Annotated in this window: 18 protein-coding genes and 1 tRNA gene; 6 read left to right on the top strand and 13 right to left on the bottom strand. The window is 63.8% G+C overall.

The window, feature by feature from the left end; translation table 11 throughout:
• Positions 1 to 7: 7 nt before the first annotated feature.
• The 11 genes from DB354_RS17400 to DB354_RS17350 all read right to left on the bottom strand — a co-directional run bounded on the left by DB354_RS17400 (position 8) and on the right by DB354_RS17350 (position 9,154).
• A complete protein-coding gene (locus tag DB354_RS17400; protein WP_107836903.1) occupies positions 8 to 1,144 on the bottom strand; it encodes a type II secretion system protein GspK in 1,137 nt (378 codons plus the stop codon).
• A gap of 482 nt (positions 1,145 to 1,626) precedes the next feature.
• Positions 1,627 to 2,301, bottom strand: a complete 675-nt coding sequence (locus tag DB354_RS17390) for a prepilin-type N-terminal cleavage/methylation domain-containing protein (RefSeq protein WP_107836902.1) — start codon at positions 2,299 to 2,301, stop codon at positions 1,627 to 1,629.
• Positions 2,298 to 2,804, bottom strand: coding sequence for a prepilin-type N-terminal cleavage/methylation domain-containing protein (locus tag DB354_RS17385; RefSeq protein ID WP_107836901.1), 507 nt, complete (start codon positions 2,802 to 2,804; stop codon positions 2,298 to 2,300). Before DB354_RS17385 ends, DB354_RS17390 begins: the two co-directional genes overlap by 4 nt.
• A gap of 17 nt (positions 2,805 to 2,821) precedes the next feature.
• Complete coding sequence (locus tag DB354_RS17380) at positions 2,822 to 3,418, bottom strand: prepilin-type N-terminal cleavage/methylation domain-containing protein (protein ID WP_107836900.1); 597 nt, start codon at positions 3,416 to 3,418, stop codon at positions 2,822 to 2,824.
• 162 nt (positions 3,419 to 3,580) lie between these two features.
• Complete coding sequence (gspG, locus tag DB354_RS17375) at positions 3,581 to 4,033, bottom strand: type II secretion system major pseudopilin GspG (protein WP_107836899.1); 453 nt, start codon at positions 4,031 to 4,033, stop codon at positions 3,581 to 3,583.
• Positions 4,034 to 4,391: 358 nt separating this feature from the next.
• Entirely contained in the window at positions 4,392 to 5,618 is a 1,227-nt protein-coding gene (locus DB354_RS17370; protein ID WP_107836898.1) for a pyrophosphate--fructose-6-phosphate 1-phosphotransferase, read from the bottom strand.
• Positions 5,619 to 6,124: 506 nt separating this feature from the next.
• Positions 6,125 to 6,418 (bottom strand): hypothetical protein, encoded by a 294-nt coding sequence (locus tag DB354_RS17365; RefSeq protein WP_107836897.1) that lies wholly within the window; start codon positions 6,416 to 6,418, stop codon positions 6,125 to 6,127.
• 207 nt (positions 6,419 to 6,625) lie between these two features.
• A complete protein-coding gene (locus DB354_RS17360; RefSeq protein WP_107836896.1) occupies positions 6,626 to 7,045 on the bottom strand; it encodes a PIN domain-containing protein in 420 nt (139 codons plus the stop codon).
• Between the two features lie 3 nt (positions 7,046 to 7,048).
• On the bottom strand, positions 7,049 to 7,261 hold the full coding sequence (locus DB354_RS17355) for a hypothetical protein (protein WP_107836895.1): 213 nt from the start codon (positions 7,259 to 7,261) through the stop codon (positions 7,049 to 7,051).
• Between the two features lie 446 nt (positions 7,262 to 7,707).
• Positions 7,708 to 8,784: a hypothetical protein gene (locus DB354_RS22095; protein ID WP_146180305.1), complete on the bottom strand. Its 1,077-nt coding sequence runs from the start codon at positions 8,782 to 8,784 to the stop codon at positions 7,708 to 7,710.
• A 294-nt stretch (positions 8,785 to 9,078) separates the two neighbouring features.
• Positions 9,079 to 9,154, bottom strand: a tRNA-Arg gene (locus tag DB354_RS17350).
• Positions 9,155 to 9,436: 282 nt separating this feature from the next.
• Between DB354_RS17350 and DB354_RS22840 the strand changes: the two genes are divergently transcribed.
• The 5 genes from DB354_RS22840 to DB354_RS17330 all read left to right on the top strand — a co-directional run bounded on the left by DB354_RS22840 (position 9,437) and on the right by DB354_RS17330 (position 11,754).
• A complete protein-coding gene (locus DB354_RS22840; RefSeq protein ID WP_255420821.1) occupies positions 9,437 to 9,568 on the top strand; it encodes a hypothetical protein in 132 nt (43 codons plus the stop codon).
• A 37-nt stretch (positions 9,569 to 9,605) separates the two neighbouring features.
• Positions 9,606 to 10,061: a hypothetical protein gene (locus DB354_RS17345; protein WP_107836894.1), complete on the top strand. Its 456-nt coding sequence runs from the start codon at positions 9,606 to 9,608 to the stop codon at positions 10,059 to 10,061.
• Between the two features lie 132 nt (positions 10,062 to 10,193).
• Positions 10,194 to 10,526: a helix-turn-helix domain-containing protein gene (locus DB354_RS22090; protein ID WP_146180304.1), complete on the top strand. Its 333-nt coding sequence runs from the start codon at positions 10,194 to 10,196 to the stop codon at positions 10,524 to 10,526.
• Positions 10,523 to 10,831, top strand: coding sequence for a HipA N-terminal domain-containing protein (locus DB354_RS17335; RefSeq protein WP_107836893.1), 309 nt, complete (start codon positions 10,523 to 10,525; stop codon positions 10,829 to 10,831). Before DB354_RS22090 ends, DB354_RS17335 begins: the two co-directional genes overlap by 4 nt.
• Positions 10,828 to 11,754 carry a HipA domain-containing protein gene (locus DB354_RS17330; RefSeq protein WP_107836892.1) on the top strand — a complete coding sequence of 309 codons (927 nt, stop codon included), beginning with the start codon at positions 10,828 to 10,830 and terminating at the stop codon, positions 11,752 to 11,754. Before DB354_RS17335 ends, DB354_RS17330 begins: the two co-directional genes overlap by 4 nt.
• A 22-nt stretch (positions 11,755 to 11,776) precedes the next feature.
• On the opposite strand, the gene DB354_RS22400 is transcribed toward DB354_RS17330, so the two are convergent.
• Together DB354_RS22400 and DB354_RS17325 are read right to left on the bottom strand one after the other, a co-directional pair.
• Positions 11,777 to 11,941: a hypothetical protein gene (locus tag DB354_RS22400; protein WP_158277589.1), complete on the bottom strand. Its 165-nt coding sequence runs from the start codon at positions 11,939 to 11,941 to the stop codon at positions 11,777 to 11,779.
• On the bottom strand, positions 11,938 to 12,357 hold the full coding sequence (locus DB354_RS17325) for a UPF0158 family protein (RefSeq protein ID WP_107836891.1): 420 nt from the start codon (positions 12,355 to 12,357) through the stop codon (positions 11,938 to 11,940). Before DB354_RS17325 ends, DB354_RS22400 begins: the two co-directional genes overlap by 4 nt.
• A gap of 405 nt (positions 12,358 to 12,762) precedes the next feature.
• Here DB354_RS17325 and DB354_RS17320 point away from each other — a divergent pair, with 405 nt between their 5' ends.
• Positions 12,763 to 13,209, top strand: a complete 447-nt coding sequence (locus tag DB354_RS17320; RefSeq protein WP_107836890.1) for a carboxypeptidase-like regulatory domain-containing protein — start codon at positions 12,763 to 12,765, stop codon at positions 13,207 to 13,209.
• Positions 13,210 to 13,809: the final 600 nt, after the last annotated feature.

Below are 13,809 nucleotides of genomic sequence, written 5' to 3'. Positions count from 1 at the left end.
AGGAACGTCACAGCGCCCCCTCAGGAGCCGGGGGCGACGGGAGAGGAGGGATCTCATCATTTTCTCGAATTTCCAAGAGTGTAAATGGGTAGCGCAGATTCTGATTGGCCGAGGTTTGCGTAGATTTCCCGGTGCTCCGGCTGGTGCTCGTCTTCTGCGCGTTGGGCGTGGTTTGGCTGTCACTGGCCTTCTGGGCGGCAGAGGAGGACGTCTCCTTCCGATTCGTGGTTGCAGTATCCTGCACGGTCTTGGCCGCACCGCCGTACGTAACCACGGCCGCCAGCCGGAACTCGGTTTTGCCTTCGCGCACGGTGATCACGATGCGCAACGCGCTGATCGTCGTGGTGAACGCGTCGAGGTTGCCGCCCTGCCCACCCGCGCGCAGCTGGGCCTCGCCGATTTCCTTGATGACCTGGGGGCCGTTGACCTGAAACGCGCCGGTGCCCGCGATGTACGAGGTGAGGTTCTGCTGCTGGACTTCGTCGTACTGCCCCAGCGCCGCCAGCGCCTCGGGCTTGGCCCCATTGATGTTGGTCTTGTTGAAATTGAACAACGAGACGCTGGCGACGAAGCGGCGCCAGTTGTCGTTGGGGTGCCCGTCGGCGTCATAGAAAAACTCGCGGACCTTATCGATGGCAGCGAGTTCCGTGTACGACCGCAGCGGCCGCAGCGGCGCCACGTACGGGAGCACACCCTGGTCGTAGCTGGGCTCGGCCGTCGTCGCGTAGATGTGATCGCGCTTCATCCAGCCCATGAGGTTGTCGGCGAGGACATCGGCGTCGGCTTGCGGCACTTCCCAAAACTGAAAGAGCCGGCTCATCACCTGCATGTTGGCCTGCGGCAGCGAGAGCTTGCCGCTTTCGTCCTCGAAGCTGACTTCGACCACCCGGCCCTCGCTGGGCGTGTATTCGGCAAAGCCGAGCGGATCGCCCCAGCCTTCCGCCGGGCTGTGCAGCCCGCCGCTCACCTGCCGAAACTCCTCCAGCACCGAGAGCGTGGTTTCGAGCGCGGAGTAGGCCTCCATCCGCAGCCGCTGCCCGCGCACCTCGCGATGCTCGACCAGCAAGTCGTTCGTGGCCTTGTCCATGAACGTCACCAGCGCGAGCGAAGCGAACACCAGCGTGATCAGGACAATGATCAGCACCGACCCGCGCCGGCCGCTCGGCGGCTGCCGGCGGCCAGAAGCCGGAAGCCCGAAGCCAGAGGCCGGAAGCCAGACTCCAGAAGCCGGAAGCCGGATGCCGGAGGCCGGACGCTGGAATCCTGAGGACGGAAGCCGGCGATCGGAGGACGAGTTCAGGCTAAGTCCGGTGGCGGCCGGCGTTCTCCGGATTCTGGTTTCCGCCAACTGTCCTCCGGCTTCCGGCTTTTGGCCTCTGGATTCCGACTTTTGCCCCCTGACATCTGACGTCTGACATCTGACCTCCGGCTTCCGGCCTCCGGCTTCCGTCCTTCGGCCTCCGACTTCTGACGTCTGACCTCTGACGTCTGACGTCTGACCTCTGACATCCGGCTTCTGCCCTCCGGCTTCCGGCCTCTGGCCTCTGGCTTCCGGCCTCTGGCTTCCGGCCTCTGGCCTCTGGCTTCCGGCTTCCGGCCTCTGGCAATATTGGCGCGCGGTAGTCATCAGAATACAGGCAGGGTCGCGCTCGGGGTTGGGATCATGATGACCGTCTCACGGGTGAGCCCTTGGTACGTGAACTTCAGCCGCAACCGCTGCGGCGCCATCGCCTCGCCCTGGTTGTCGAGCTTCAGCGCCGTCTCAGTCGTCCACCGGCTCAGGTCGGCGTCGTAATAATCGTAGGTCATTTCACTCACGAGCGGCGTGATCAACGTCTCACGCGGGGAGTCGGTTTCAAAGTCGCGCTCCAGCCGCGAGTGCCACAGCAGCAGCAGCCCCTCGCCGCGCCGGACCTGCAGCGAGCACACGACCTCAGGGAGAGGACGCTCGGGCCAGACGAGCAGGCGGCTGCCCGCCGGCAGTTCAAAGGTAAGAAGCTTCTCCGTCATGCCGCTCTGCGGGCGGATCTCCTGCACGCCCACGGGCGTCGAGTTGGCCACCGCCGCCGGCGGAAACGTGGCCGCGCGGAGTTCGTGGTTGAGGAAACGCGTGACGGCCCGGACGTGCCGCTCGAACAGCCGCACGTCGGTGTTCTTGCCCCAGAGCTCCGTCATCGAGAACACGAACGTGTTCATCGCGATCAGCACGAGCGACACGAGCGCGAGCGCGACGACCATCTCGATGAGCGTGAAGCCCCGCGCTCCGGCGGCGCGGCGGTGGAACGGCGGGCGCAAGCTCATCGGGCGCCGGCCTCCTTGCCCTGGATCTCGGCGATGCGCGCCTTCACGGCTTCGCGCAGCTTGTCGCGCTCGGCCACCTCGACCGCCCAGGTCGGGCGCAACACGCGGAAGGTTTCAACGACCTGCTCCGGCTCGCCCTTCACCGGCTGGTTCCCACCTGAGAACGCGCAGGTGAAGACGATCTGGTAGAGGTCGGGCATCGTCGTCGGCGAAATCTCCACGCTCCAATGGACGCGCCGTCCGTCGGCCGCATCGAAATCCCCGCCCTGCTCCAGCTTCTCGCGGTCCGGCTCGGCGAGCACCAACGCGCGAGCGAAGGCGACGTCGACGTCCGAGGTCCCCATCCGGGCCGCGGCGTCGTAGCCGTTGAGGATGCCGATGTACGCCGCCGCGAGCACGATCGCGGCCATGGTGAAGATCGCCATCGACACCAGCACCTCCGGTAGCGTGAACCCGCGGCGCGGGCCGGCGGCACGGGAAGAGCGGAAAAGGCGGCGAGGCATGGCGGCAGGTTGCGGGTTCACCGGTTCGTGCCGCTCGCGCTGGCCGCATCGGCCGCCGACAGCATCGGCGCGCAGGTCCAGGGATCGATCGCGAGGAGCCGCACGTTGCCGCCGCGAAGGAATTGCACGCGAAACGAGGTGCACGTGCCGTCCGGGAAGAAGCTCACCGAGGGAATCGGCTGCGTCTCCACCGCGGTGCCGCCGATCATCATGAGATTGGTGCCCTTCTGGGTGGATAGAAACGCGACCTCGAGGTCGCCCGGCGCCGGCACCGGCATGGTCTTGGTGTCGACGCCGTCGGAGAGGACGAAGCTTTTGCCGCGCTCCTTCTCGTCGAGGAACTTGAGCGTCACCTCCCGCTCGTTCTTCAGCGCCATCTTGCGCGCCTCCTGCACCGACGCCCAGAAGACCTCCTCGGCGGTCGCCGGCTTGTCGTTGAGCAGTTGCGCGGCGCCGCCGATCAGGATGCTCGCGAGGAGCCCGATCAGCGCCAGCACCAGCAGGATCTCCATCATGGTGAACGCCGCCCGCCGGCTGCGCGCGTTCCGGGCCGATGCAAGGCGCCGCCGCAGGCTCGGAACGAGCCGGGAAACGGGGGCAACGGATGGCGCCATGCGAGCAGGTTCGAAAAAGGGAGAGTGGTGGGTCCTGGGCTGCAGACCGCTCAGGGACTCACGGGGCGGTCGATTGGGTCCGCAAATTCTTCACGCGCCCCCGACCGCAGCGGCATCCGCCCGGGCCGGCCCGGCGCTCCGGGCCGCGGGCGGCGGCGAAAATCACTGCTTGGGCGCGCTCCGCTCCCAGTTGCCGATGTCGTCCTCGGTCCCCGACTGTTTGTCCGGACCCTTCGACCACACGTCGTAGCCGTCCTTGTTGTGCGTGCCGGGCGCCGCGTACTGGTACGGCTCGCCCCAGGGATCGAGAGACATGCGCTCCACGTAGGGCCCGCGCCACATGCCAGCGCGGCTGGAGGGAGGCGTCAGGAGCGCCTGCAGACCCTCCTGCGTCGAGGGATAGTCGCCCATGTGCATGCGATAGCTCATCAGCGGCACCTTGACCGACGTGTTCACGAACAGCGTCGCGGTGTCCACGCGGGCGTTATCGAGCATCTTGTTGACCTGCGAGATGCCGAGACCGGTGAGCAGGCCGATGATCGCCAGCACCACCATGATTTCGAGCATGGTGAAACCGCGGTTGCGCTTGGTGCGCTTGGCTTTGGAAAATTGCATGATGTTGGAGATTGGGTGAGCAGCCCCAGCTTGTCCAGACGCCGCCGGAGCCCCGGAGGTTGCGTCTACTTACTCCGCCCCCTGCCGGCGTCAAACGACGCCGGGGGCCGGAAGCCGGAGGCCGGGGGTCGGAAGCCGGAAGCCAGAGGCCAGAAGTCAGATGTCAGAAGTCAGACGTCAGAGGTCAGAGGCCAGACGTCAGAGGTCAGCAGTCGGAGGCCCCTTTCGCGCACGGGCGTGTTGCGCCGCAGGCGGAAGGCTCCGGCAGATCCGACTGATCAGTCAGATCAGCCGGATCGTTTCAGTCCTTCAGCATTCGCTCCTTCAGCCTTCGCCCACGCGCCGCCGCCAGCGGCGCTCAGTGCTTGGTCGCGACGGTCGCGGTGACGGGCTGGCCGATTGTGGCGAGCACCTGGCGGAACCAGGGCGCGGACGTGCCGAACGGCTTGCCGCCCTTGATGCGCGGGAACTCGATGGCGCGAAGCGCGTCGCCGCGCTCCTCGTCCTGGCCCACGACGCCGCTCTCCCGGCGCAGCGCGCAGTCGACCGAGTGGTGCGCGCACTGGCGGATGAGGTCGAGGTCGGCCTCGTTGGCGGGGGCCGAGCGGGCGAAGTAACCGCTCTTCTGCACAAGGACCTTCTCGGCACCGATCATCTTCGCGAACTGCTCGCCGAACCACTTGCCCGGGTTGACGGCGTCGAGCTTCACGTGGCCGAAGGCGTCGCGCGGCACTTCCTGCCCGCGCGCGGTCATCTCGGCGACGATGCTCTCCACGCCCGCGCCCTCGGAGACAAAGATGTTCACGTTGCCGACGCGCTCCATGACCTCGCGGAGGCGCTTGGCCTCGGCGGCGACGTCGAGCGCGAGCTCGGGAATGTACACGCCGTGGACGGCGAGCCGGTCGCGGGTGAGGCCCAGGCCGGGGACGACCGGGGTGCCGTCGAGACGCTTGAGGTATTCGGCGGCGGTGGCGGCGGTGAGCCAGCCGCAGTTGCGGCCCATGACCTCGTGCACGATCAGCATGCGCGGGTTGGCGTTGAACTCGGCGACGACGCGCTCGAAGAACGCCGCGCCCTGTTCGGCCGCGGTCCACGCGCCGAGGCTCTGGCGGATCGGCACTACGTCGTTGTCGATCGTCTTGGGCAGGCCGATGACGGTGAGCTGGTAATTGTTCTTCGCCAGATAGGCGGCGAGGTCGGCGGCGGTGGTATTGGTATCGTCACCCCCGATCGTGTGGAGGACGTCGACCTGGTCGCGGACGAGCTGCTCGGCGGCGACCTTGAGGGGATCCTGGCCCTCCTTCACGAGACCGCGCTTGAGGCAGTCCTTGACGTTGGTGAGCTTGACGCGGCTGTTGCCGATGGGAGAGCCGCCGTGGCGCCGCAGGATATGGGCGGCGGAGCGGTCGGCCGCGGTGACGGCGATGCTGTCTCCGAGGAGGAGACCCTTGTAGCCGCCGCGATAGCACAGCAGCTCGATATCCGGCGCGACGACGCTGTAGCGCTCGATCAGGTCCGCGATGGCGGCGCTGAGGCACGGGGCAAGCCCGCCGGCGGTGAGGATGGCAACTTTCTTGGGCCGCATAAGTGGCAACAAACAGCCGTTCTTCGCACCCCGGGGCAAGCCACAACCAGCAGCCGCGCCGTGGCCGGCCAAACTATGAGCCCAGCCCCGAAATCACGCTCGTTTTGGTAATCATCGCCAGCCGCGGTTCGAACCTCAGATTCCTCGAGTGAATTCCGGATCAATCAGGATCCGATCATCTCACAGGAGATCGCTGAGCTCGCAGAGCGCTCGATCAAGAGTCCCTCAGGGTCGAACTCTGCGCCCTCAGCGCCCTCCTGTGATACCTGCCTTGGATTCAGCACCCCTATCCTGCCTTGATCAGAGCAATTTGAGATTACCCCTCTGTGCCTCCGTTTCCTGTAAAATGGCTCGGGGACTCAGCGCCTAGAACCCCGAGTCACCAAAGCACCAAGGCGGTCTCACAGGAGCCAAGGGAGAAAACAGAGATCGATCGGAGGCTCGATCGTGCACCAACCGATTCCGAACCTTGGCACCTTACCCCTTACCACCTTGAACTCGGCGCCCTAAGGCGCCGTCAGCCACAGTACGGCGCTGGCGACGTCGTTGTAGAAGACCCGGTGATTGGCTTCGCCGAACGCGAGTCGGGCGAGGTAGGCGATGCCGGTGTTGGGCACGACGATCGCGACCTTCATGGACGACGCCTTGAGTTCATCGGAGAGCTTTTGCTGCGTGAGCACGGCGCCAATGGGCGGCCGCTCGAGTTCGAGCGCGTCGTACATGATGGCCCGGCAACCGGTGTCCGCATGGAGCTGGGCGACACGCCGCTGACACTCGCGCAGCAGCGCCTCCGTCGGCACGCCCCGAATCCGGGCGATGATAATCCCCCCGACGAGTTCGACCTACATCGACGCGACCGCTTCCTGCGCAGGCTCCTTCATGCGGACCACGCTAAGGTCCCACTCAGCGCCGTCGAGCCTTCGGCCCAGCCTGATGCTTGCGCCGACTCGGGCGTCGGCTAGCGCGCGTCTAGGCTGAGCGTCTGATGACCGCGCGTGACCGCACCGTCACGCGGTCGCTTGCCAATCCTCGACGACAAGGCGGGGCACGCGGCCAAATTCGCGCACGTTGTGGGTCACGAGGACCGCACCCAACGCCAGCGCGTGGCCAGCCAGGAGCACGTCATGCGGCCCGATGGGTTGCGCGTTGGGCTTGAGCGTTTCGAGATAGGCCCGCACCGAGGCAGCCTCAGCGGCTTCCTCTTCGCCGAAAGCCCGGACGAACGGAAAGGCCGACCGTAGCAACGTTAGCCTTTCGGACGCCTTCACGGGATCGGAACTGCGGGCCGCGCCGTATTCCAATTCGTACCAAGCCACAGAGGACAAGACGCAGTCCTCCATGTGCCGGGCGACATTCTCGGAGATGTCCTTATCGATCCCCCGCGCGAGACGCGAAAGGACGTTGGTATCGAGCAGGTAGAGAGCCATCGATCACGGACGGACCCAGTCCTCCTGGATCGGTGGTAGTGCCCGAAGTTTGCCCAGGGCTTTCAGCCGGCGCGCCTTGGCGGCGGGATCGACGACCATGAAACCGTCGGGCATGGGCGTGACCTCGTAGATCTTGGCCTTGACCGCGAGAGAGCGCGGCAGGCGCAGGGCTTTGGAGTTTCCGGCCTGGAAGACTTTTGCCGTGATTCCGCTCATGTGCCTACATTGTATCTACGGCGGTTGCCGTCAAGTCGAGGGGCTTGTTGGCACGAGATGCGGCGCTTGCTTGGGCGATGACGCTCGCGTGAACGTACAAGAGCCGGCCCGATGCTTGCGCCGACTCGGACCTTCCTAGTTTCCGTCCATGTATCCCGCCGCCTGAAACCGCGGGGTTGCCTTACCGGGTGACACTCGCATTTCTGAGGCGACTCACGCGCCCGGTTCGCCGGGCCTCACGTCCCCGTAGCTCAACTGGATAGAGCAGCGGTTTTCCGATTTGAGAACGCGTTCTGTCGAAAACGCCGCCGCCGTCGCAAGCCCTCCGGAGTTCCGGATAAGTGAGCCAGACGACTCGGAATGACTCGCGAGTCCGCGCGAATCCGCCCAAGTTCCGGCACTCGGTCACGCTTTTGAATTACATTCTAGCCGTTTCCCTCGGTGCTCTACTGGAGCTTCCGAATTATTGGGAAGCGCCGGATCAAATCATCCAATATTGCTGGCAGATCTAGTTCGAATGGGCCTCGCGTCCATTTTTTCACTGCCAGCTTGCCGCCCCAAAAGAAGGTGGCTCTCTTCGGCACGCAGCCGCCCGCGGGGCTCTCTATCTCCCCCCTACAATCGGGAGTTTCCTCAAGATCGATCATTTCTCTGAAGTGCTCAACGTTCACCAGAAGGCGCTTTAGTCGCACATCACCCTTGCCGAAAGAAATACCGCCAGTACTCGGAAGCGCGAGAAAGAGGTCGAGGGCCGCGTTAACTCGGGAAAGTGCTGCCTGGCCATCCTTGGGAGTCACTGCAAACAGAACTGATCCGACTTGATCAGTGATCTCCGTTCTCGCGGAAACACCAACGAGTCCAAGAAATTCCGAAAAATACACGAGATACTGTTTACATGCTACAAGATGCTCATCGGGAAGCTTGAAAGAGCGAATTAGCGAGTCTGCATTGACGGCTTTGATGAGGCGGAGCTTGGCAGTCTCTACGGATTCGAGAATCTCATTAGAAGCAGTCTGGACCAACGCGGACAGAGTAATGCTAGTTCTAGGGAAAGGAAATGTGACATAAATCCCCGTACACGCGTTCTCGCCGTCATCAAATTCGCACTTTCCCGCCTTTCCACCGGATATTGTCTCCTTCAAAGAGGTGCCAAAATCGGCGACACTCCACGGATAATCCCAATACTCAGGATCTGTCCTAATCTCCGCACGAAAATCCGGTGTACGATCAACGGGAATGTCGGAATTTAGACATAGGTTAAGCGACATAGCTCGCCAGTCAGTTTCTATTTCGAACCTCCAATATTGTGCCAGATCCAGCAATGACTTTATAGTTTTGTCGCCTAGAGCTTCTCGAATCTCGGAACTATAGACATGAGCGAAGTACGTGCCACTAAGGGCTGAAACATGTCCCAAGCTTGTTGCGAATCTTCGACCGTCGATGATCAAAGCCCATTGCGGGCCGTATTTCGTTTCTCTTCGATACCCAAATGAAATTTTCGGCGTGTTGTCCGATCTGTTCATCACACAATTCTGGACACTAATTGACCATGTAAACAAGGAAAAGGGCGGGGCGCTCACGCGCGGCCTCTCGCCCATCAACTATCGCTCCCTCGGATCAGATGATCGGTTCGCTGTTCTTGATCGAAAGTTGCCCAATCCGTTCGTCTAAACGCGTGCTCAGCGCACTTACGGTCACCGGAACTCCACGGCCATCGACGTTCACCGCCTTGTCGGAGGCTGGTCAAAATGACAGACCCACAAGACTACGACCGTCTGCAGCGCGATCTGGTACCCTACGGTCAGACGAACGCGAACTGGTGCCCCCGCCGAGACTCGAACTCGGATAACACGTTTAGGAAACGCGGGCTCTATCCACTTGAGCTACGGGGACGTGAGGTCGGCACACATTGAGCAGGGTCGGGCGATTCCGTCCAGCCGACGCTTCGCGAAATCGCCGGACGCGCGTGAGGACGCAGCGGGGGAAGGTTTCAACACCGCACAGGGCGCGCGCCGGACACCAGCGTCCCCGCGCGGCACGTGCGTTGGAGCACGCACCGCCGCGACGCCCGACGGGACGCGCCCAGCGATGCGGGCGCACGGTGCGCCAGAAGCGTCTCGCCTCGGGGCCAGTTGAGGGATACCACCGCACACAGAATTTGAGCCGGGGCGTGAAATGAAAGTGCCGTGGAGAGGTCTGGCCTTGTTGCTGGGTTCGGTCGCGATTGTGCGCGGCAATCCGGTGTTCGTGCGCGCGCTGGAGGACATCGCCCGCGCTCAGCAGCGACACGGCGATCTCGGACGCTGACCGAAACAACCCAAGCCTTCGCCGGTCGCATCTGTCCATGGTCCGTTCGCTGCGCTCCTTCCTCACCGTCCTGGTCTTCGCCGTCGCGGCGACGTCGTCGTTTGGGTTCGATGCGAGCCGGCTCGCCGACGCCGTCCGCAAAGCGGATGTCGTGGAGGTCGATCATTTCGACGGCCGCAAGATCCAGGTCATTCGGGTCACCGATGCCGCCTGGCAGGAGCGGCTGGCGCAGACCCTCAACCACGGAGATTACCGCCGGCAGCCGGACTGCCTCTGCAACGCTCCCCAAGTCCGCCTCCTCCGCGAGGGCAAGATCCTCGCCACCTTCAGCGTGCACCATGGGAAGATGGTGCGCGTCTGCATCGGCAGCGGACTGACGCACGACTATCAGGTCGGCGAAGAGGTCGGAGGGGCGCTGGAAAAACGACTCGCTGAGAAGCTCCCGCCTCCAGCCGCCGCGTCCGGGCGCGATTCTCAGCCACAGGGATCATAATCCACGTCCCAGCCGGGGGCAGGCTTCTCCATTGCGCCTTTCTTTACTGCTATCGCGGTAATTTCCTTCTGCTTTCGAAGGACTCGAGCTTGCACTGGGCATTTATCGGTCCATTTTACCGCTAAAGCAGCAATGTTTCCGCTCTCTCAACTCATCCGAGACCACCGCCGGAAGGCCGGCCTCGCTCAAGCCGAACTCGCGCAGCTCGCCGGCGTCGGCAAGACCGTCGTCTGGGACGTCGAGCACGGCAAGGAGTCGATCCAGTGGGACACCCTCCAGAAGCTCTTCCGCGTCCTCAACATCTCCGTCGTGTGGCATAGCCCGTTGCTCGATCGCGCCGCGGCGTCTTCCCCCGCGGCCTCGTCGACGCAGGCATCATCGTCGCACATCACGCCGGCTCCCGCGTCGCCGTCGCCGTCACCGTCGGGTTCGAGGGGGAGAAGAAAGCCGAGCCGCTCGCCATGAGACGCGCCTTCATCTTCCAGCAGGACCAGTTCGCCGGTGTCCTCGAGGCGTGCGATGACGGCACGTATCGGTTCGCCTACGACGACGCCTTTCGCGGCGAGCCGATCTCGCTCACCATGCCCACGCGCCAGCGCGTGTGGGAGTTTCCCCGCTTTCCCGCGCCGCTCGAAGGCCTGCTCCCCGAGGGCGTCCAACTCGAGGCCCTCCTCCGGCTCCGCAAACTCGATCGCGACGATCTCTTCGGCCAACTGCTGGCCGTCGGTCGCGACGTGGTTGGCTCCCTGCGCATCGAGCCCGCCCCATGAGGTGCCTGATCACGAATGAGCCGTGGGATGGCCCCGGGCCTTATTCGCCCGCAGGGCTGCGCCGACTCGACCGGCGGCTGCGCGCCATCGCCCCCCTGCCTTACACCCGCGAGCAGTTGCTGGAGGAGGCCGCCGCGCGGGCGGCCAAGATCTCCATCCAGGGCATGCAACCCAAGGTCAGCGCCGTCCTGCGCGTGACCGAGGGACGCATGGAGATCGTGGACCTCAACGGCCGGTACATCGTCAAGCCCCCGCATCTTGTCTATGCGGAGCTCCCGGAGAATGAGGCGCTCACCATGTCGCTCGCCGCCAGCCTCGACATCGAGGTCCCGCCCCACGGGCTGCTGCTCAACCAGGACGACACCCGTTCCTACTTTGTCCGACGCTTCGATCGCACGGGCTGGACCCGCCGTCCGGTGGAGGACTTTGCGCAGCTCAGCGGTGCGACCCGCGACACGAAATACGATTCCAGCACGGAGCGATTGATCGAGATCATCGACCGCTTCTGCACCTTTCCCGCGCTGGAGCGGATGAAGCTCCTCGACCGATTGCTCTGCGCGTTTCTCACCGGCAACGAGGACATGCACCTCAAGAACTGGTCGCTCATCACGCGGGAGGACAAAGTGCAGCTATCGCCGGCCTACGATCTGCTCAACTCCACCATTCCCAATCCGCGCAGCCGAGAGGAGCTGGCGCTGCCGCTCCACGGCAAGAGATCCCATCTGCGTACGAGCGATTTTTGGCAGTACCTGGCGGCCGAGCGACTCGGGCTCAGCGCTCCGCTCATCGAGCAAACCCGAGCGCGCTTCCGCCAAGCCTGTGCCACCTGGCCAGATCGGATCGAGGCGAGCTTCCTCTCCGCCGAGATGAAAGCGCGTTACCTGACGCTCCTCGAGAGCCGCCGTCGAATCCTCGGCGTGTGAGCCGGCCAATCGGCCGCGAGCGCTAAAACGCCACGCGCAACTGCGTCGGCGTCGCGCAGGGGCGGCCACCGCTGGTCGGCGGCCCGAACAGCCGCTGCGCCGCCGCGGTGACCACGGCCGCCGCGATGTCGGGCGCCGCCACGTCGACCGCCCGCGGCGAGACCACGCGACCACGCGCGTCGATCACGCCGGCGGACGTGGCACGGGCTCGATGTCGTGGTCGGCGAGCCAGCGCCGGGCGTGTTCCGTCACCCTCGCGTCGCGAAAGGCAAACCACTGTTCACGGACGTCAGGCCATCGGCGCAGCTCATCCCGGAAGTGGCCAAAGGACCTCGGGCCGTTCAACGCCCGCGCGAGTTCGCGCCGCGCCTTGCCGTCGGGCAGCCCGGCCACGAAGTCCAGCATCACGCGATGGTCCTCGTCCGGCAAGGTCGGCTCGATCAGGAGGTACTTGTCGGGATTCCCCTCGATCTCGTTCTCCACGTCAGGGTCATCGAATCGAATCAGCACGTCGCCCGTCACGAGGTTCAAATACCACCCCCCTTCACCGTGGTGGTCGAACGCCTCTTCCAGCATCATCATGTCCACCGGTAGCTTTGCCATGCCCGTTGCCTCTACCCCGGAGCGCCCCAGCGCACACGCCAAAATTCCGCTTCGGTTGGTCCTGACGGAGGAGTGAACCTCAGATCACTCGGATAAAGGCCGGATATTTTCTCCAAACAGCCCGAGCCATTTCACAGGAGTAAAGGGAGGCAACGGAGGGTTCGAATGAGTCAAAACCTCCGGGATCGGATCTCTGTTTCCTCCCTTGCCTCCTGTTCAACTGCCTTGGGACTCAAACGCTCGGATGTTGATGCGCGGAAGGCACAGAGGACCGTTTCGGCGCAGTAAACATTGCGCACGCTCCCGGCACCGCGGCGGAAGAGGCGAACAGGACTATCATCATCATTCTGGACCCATCGCACGCGTTCCGGCACGGTTGGCGCCGGCTAAATTCGCCTCTGCCCCATGAAATGGCTGCCCCTTGTGCTCGTCCTCGCGTGCGCCGGTTGCGTTGCACTGCCCGCCCCGCAGATCCAAGTCACCGCGCCCGAAATTCACGGGCGCGTCGTCACCACCGATGGCACACCCATCGCGGGTGCGCGCGTGCATTTCGAAGGCGATGACGATGGCGGCACAGCCTCCGCGGCGGATGGCACGTTCGTCGTCCCCAAGCACCACGATCTCGTGCTGGTGAAGGTGTTCACGCCGTGCCCGGTGTACGACTACCCCACCCCGCGTCGATTGCCCGGCGCCTTGGTCGTCGAGAAACCGGGCTGCCGCCGCACCGTCGTCGCGCTCAGGGATCACTACGCCCAGCTGCGCCGCGCCTCTGGCAACCTCCACTGGAAGGGCAGTCACTGGAAAGACCCGACCGTCAAAGTCGGTGACGTGGTCGTGGCGAAAGCGGAGTGAAGGCAGGAGTGAGAGTGAAAGTAGGAGTGAGAGTGGAATAATCGAACCGGCTGCAGAATCGGCAACGGATCAGATCGAGTTTGTGGCCGCAAAAACGCGCAGAACGCGCAAAACCGAGCTCCGCAGCCGGACAATTTTCAAACAGGAGTGAACCTCGGATCACTTGGATGAACCCCGGATGTGTCTCCCAAACCATCTTACAGGAGGACGCGGAGGGCGCAGAGTTCGATCCTGAGGGGCTCCTGATCGGGTCCTCTGCGAGCTCAGCGATCTCCTGTGAGATCTGACTCAATCTGAAACGGGAATCGGAGGCGATGGGCGCGGAGTTTCGAGGGGTTTTGGATGGAGTCTGGCGCGAAGAATTGCCCCAGATCTGCATGGGGTTTTTCAAAACCCGGTGCGGTTTTGGTCCAAAGCCACGAGCCCAGGGGACGAGGGCTACAATTATTACCGACCTACCGCCAGATACTTACGGGATAATGTCCAGATACTCCGGAATAATGTCCGGATACTCGCCGCATAATGTCCGGATACTCGCGGGCAGAATTGCTCCCGTCCGGCCTCGGAATCGGAACCAAGTCGATGAGCCGATCTAAACCG

Origin of the sequence: Opitutus sp. ER46 (assembly GCF_003054705.1) — a bacterium.
Taxonomy (GTDB): Bacteria; Verrucomicrobiota; Verrucomicrobiia; order Opitutales; family Opitutaceae; genus ER46.
The sequence above is the reverse complement of the archived record's forward strand: the minus strand, read 5'-3'. Positions and strand labels throughout refer to the sequence as shown.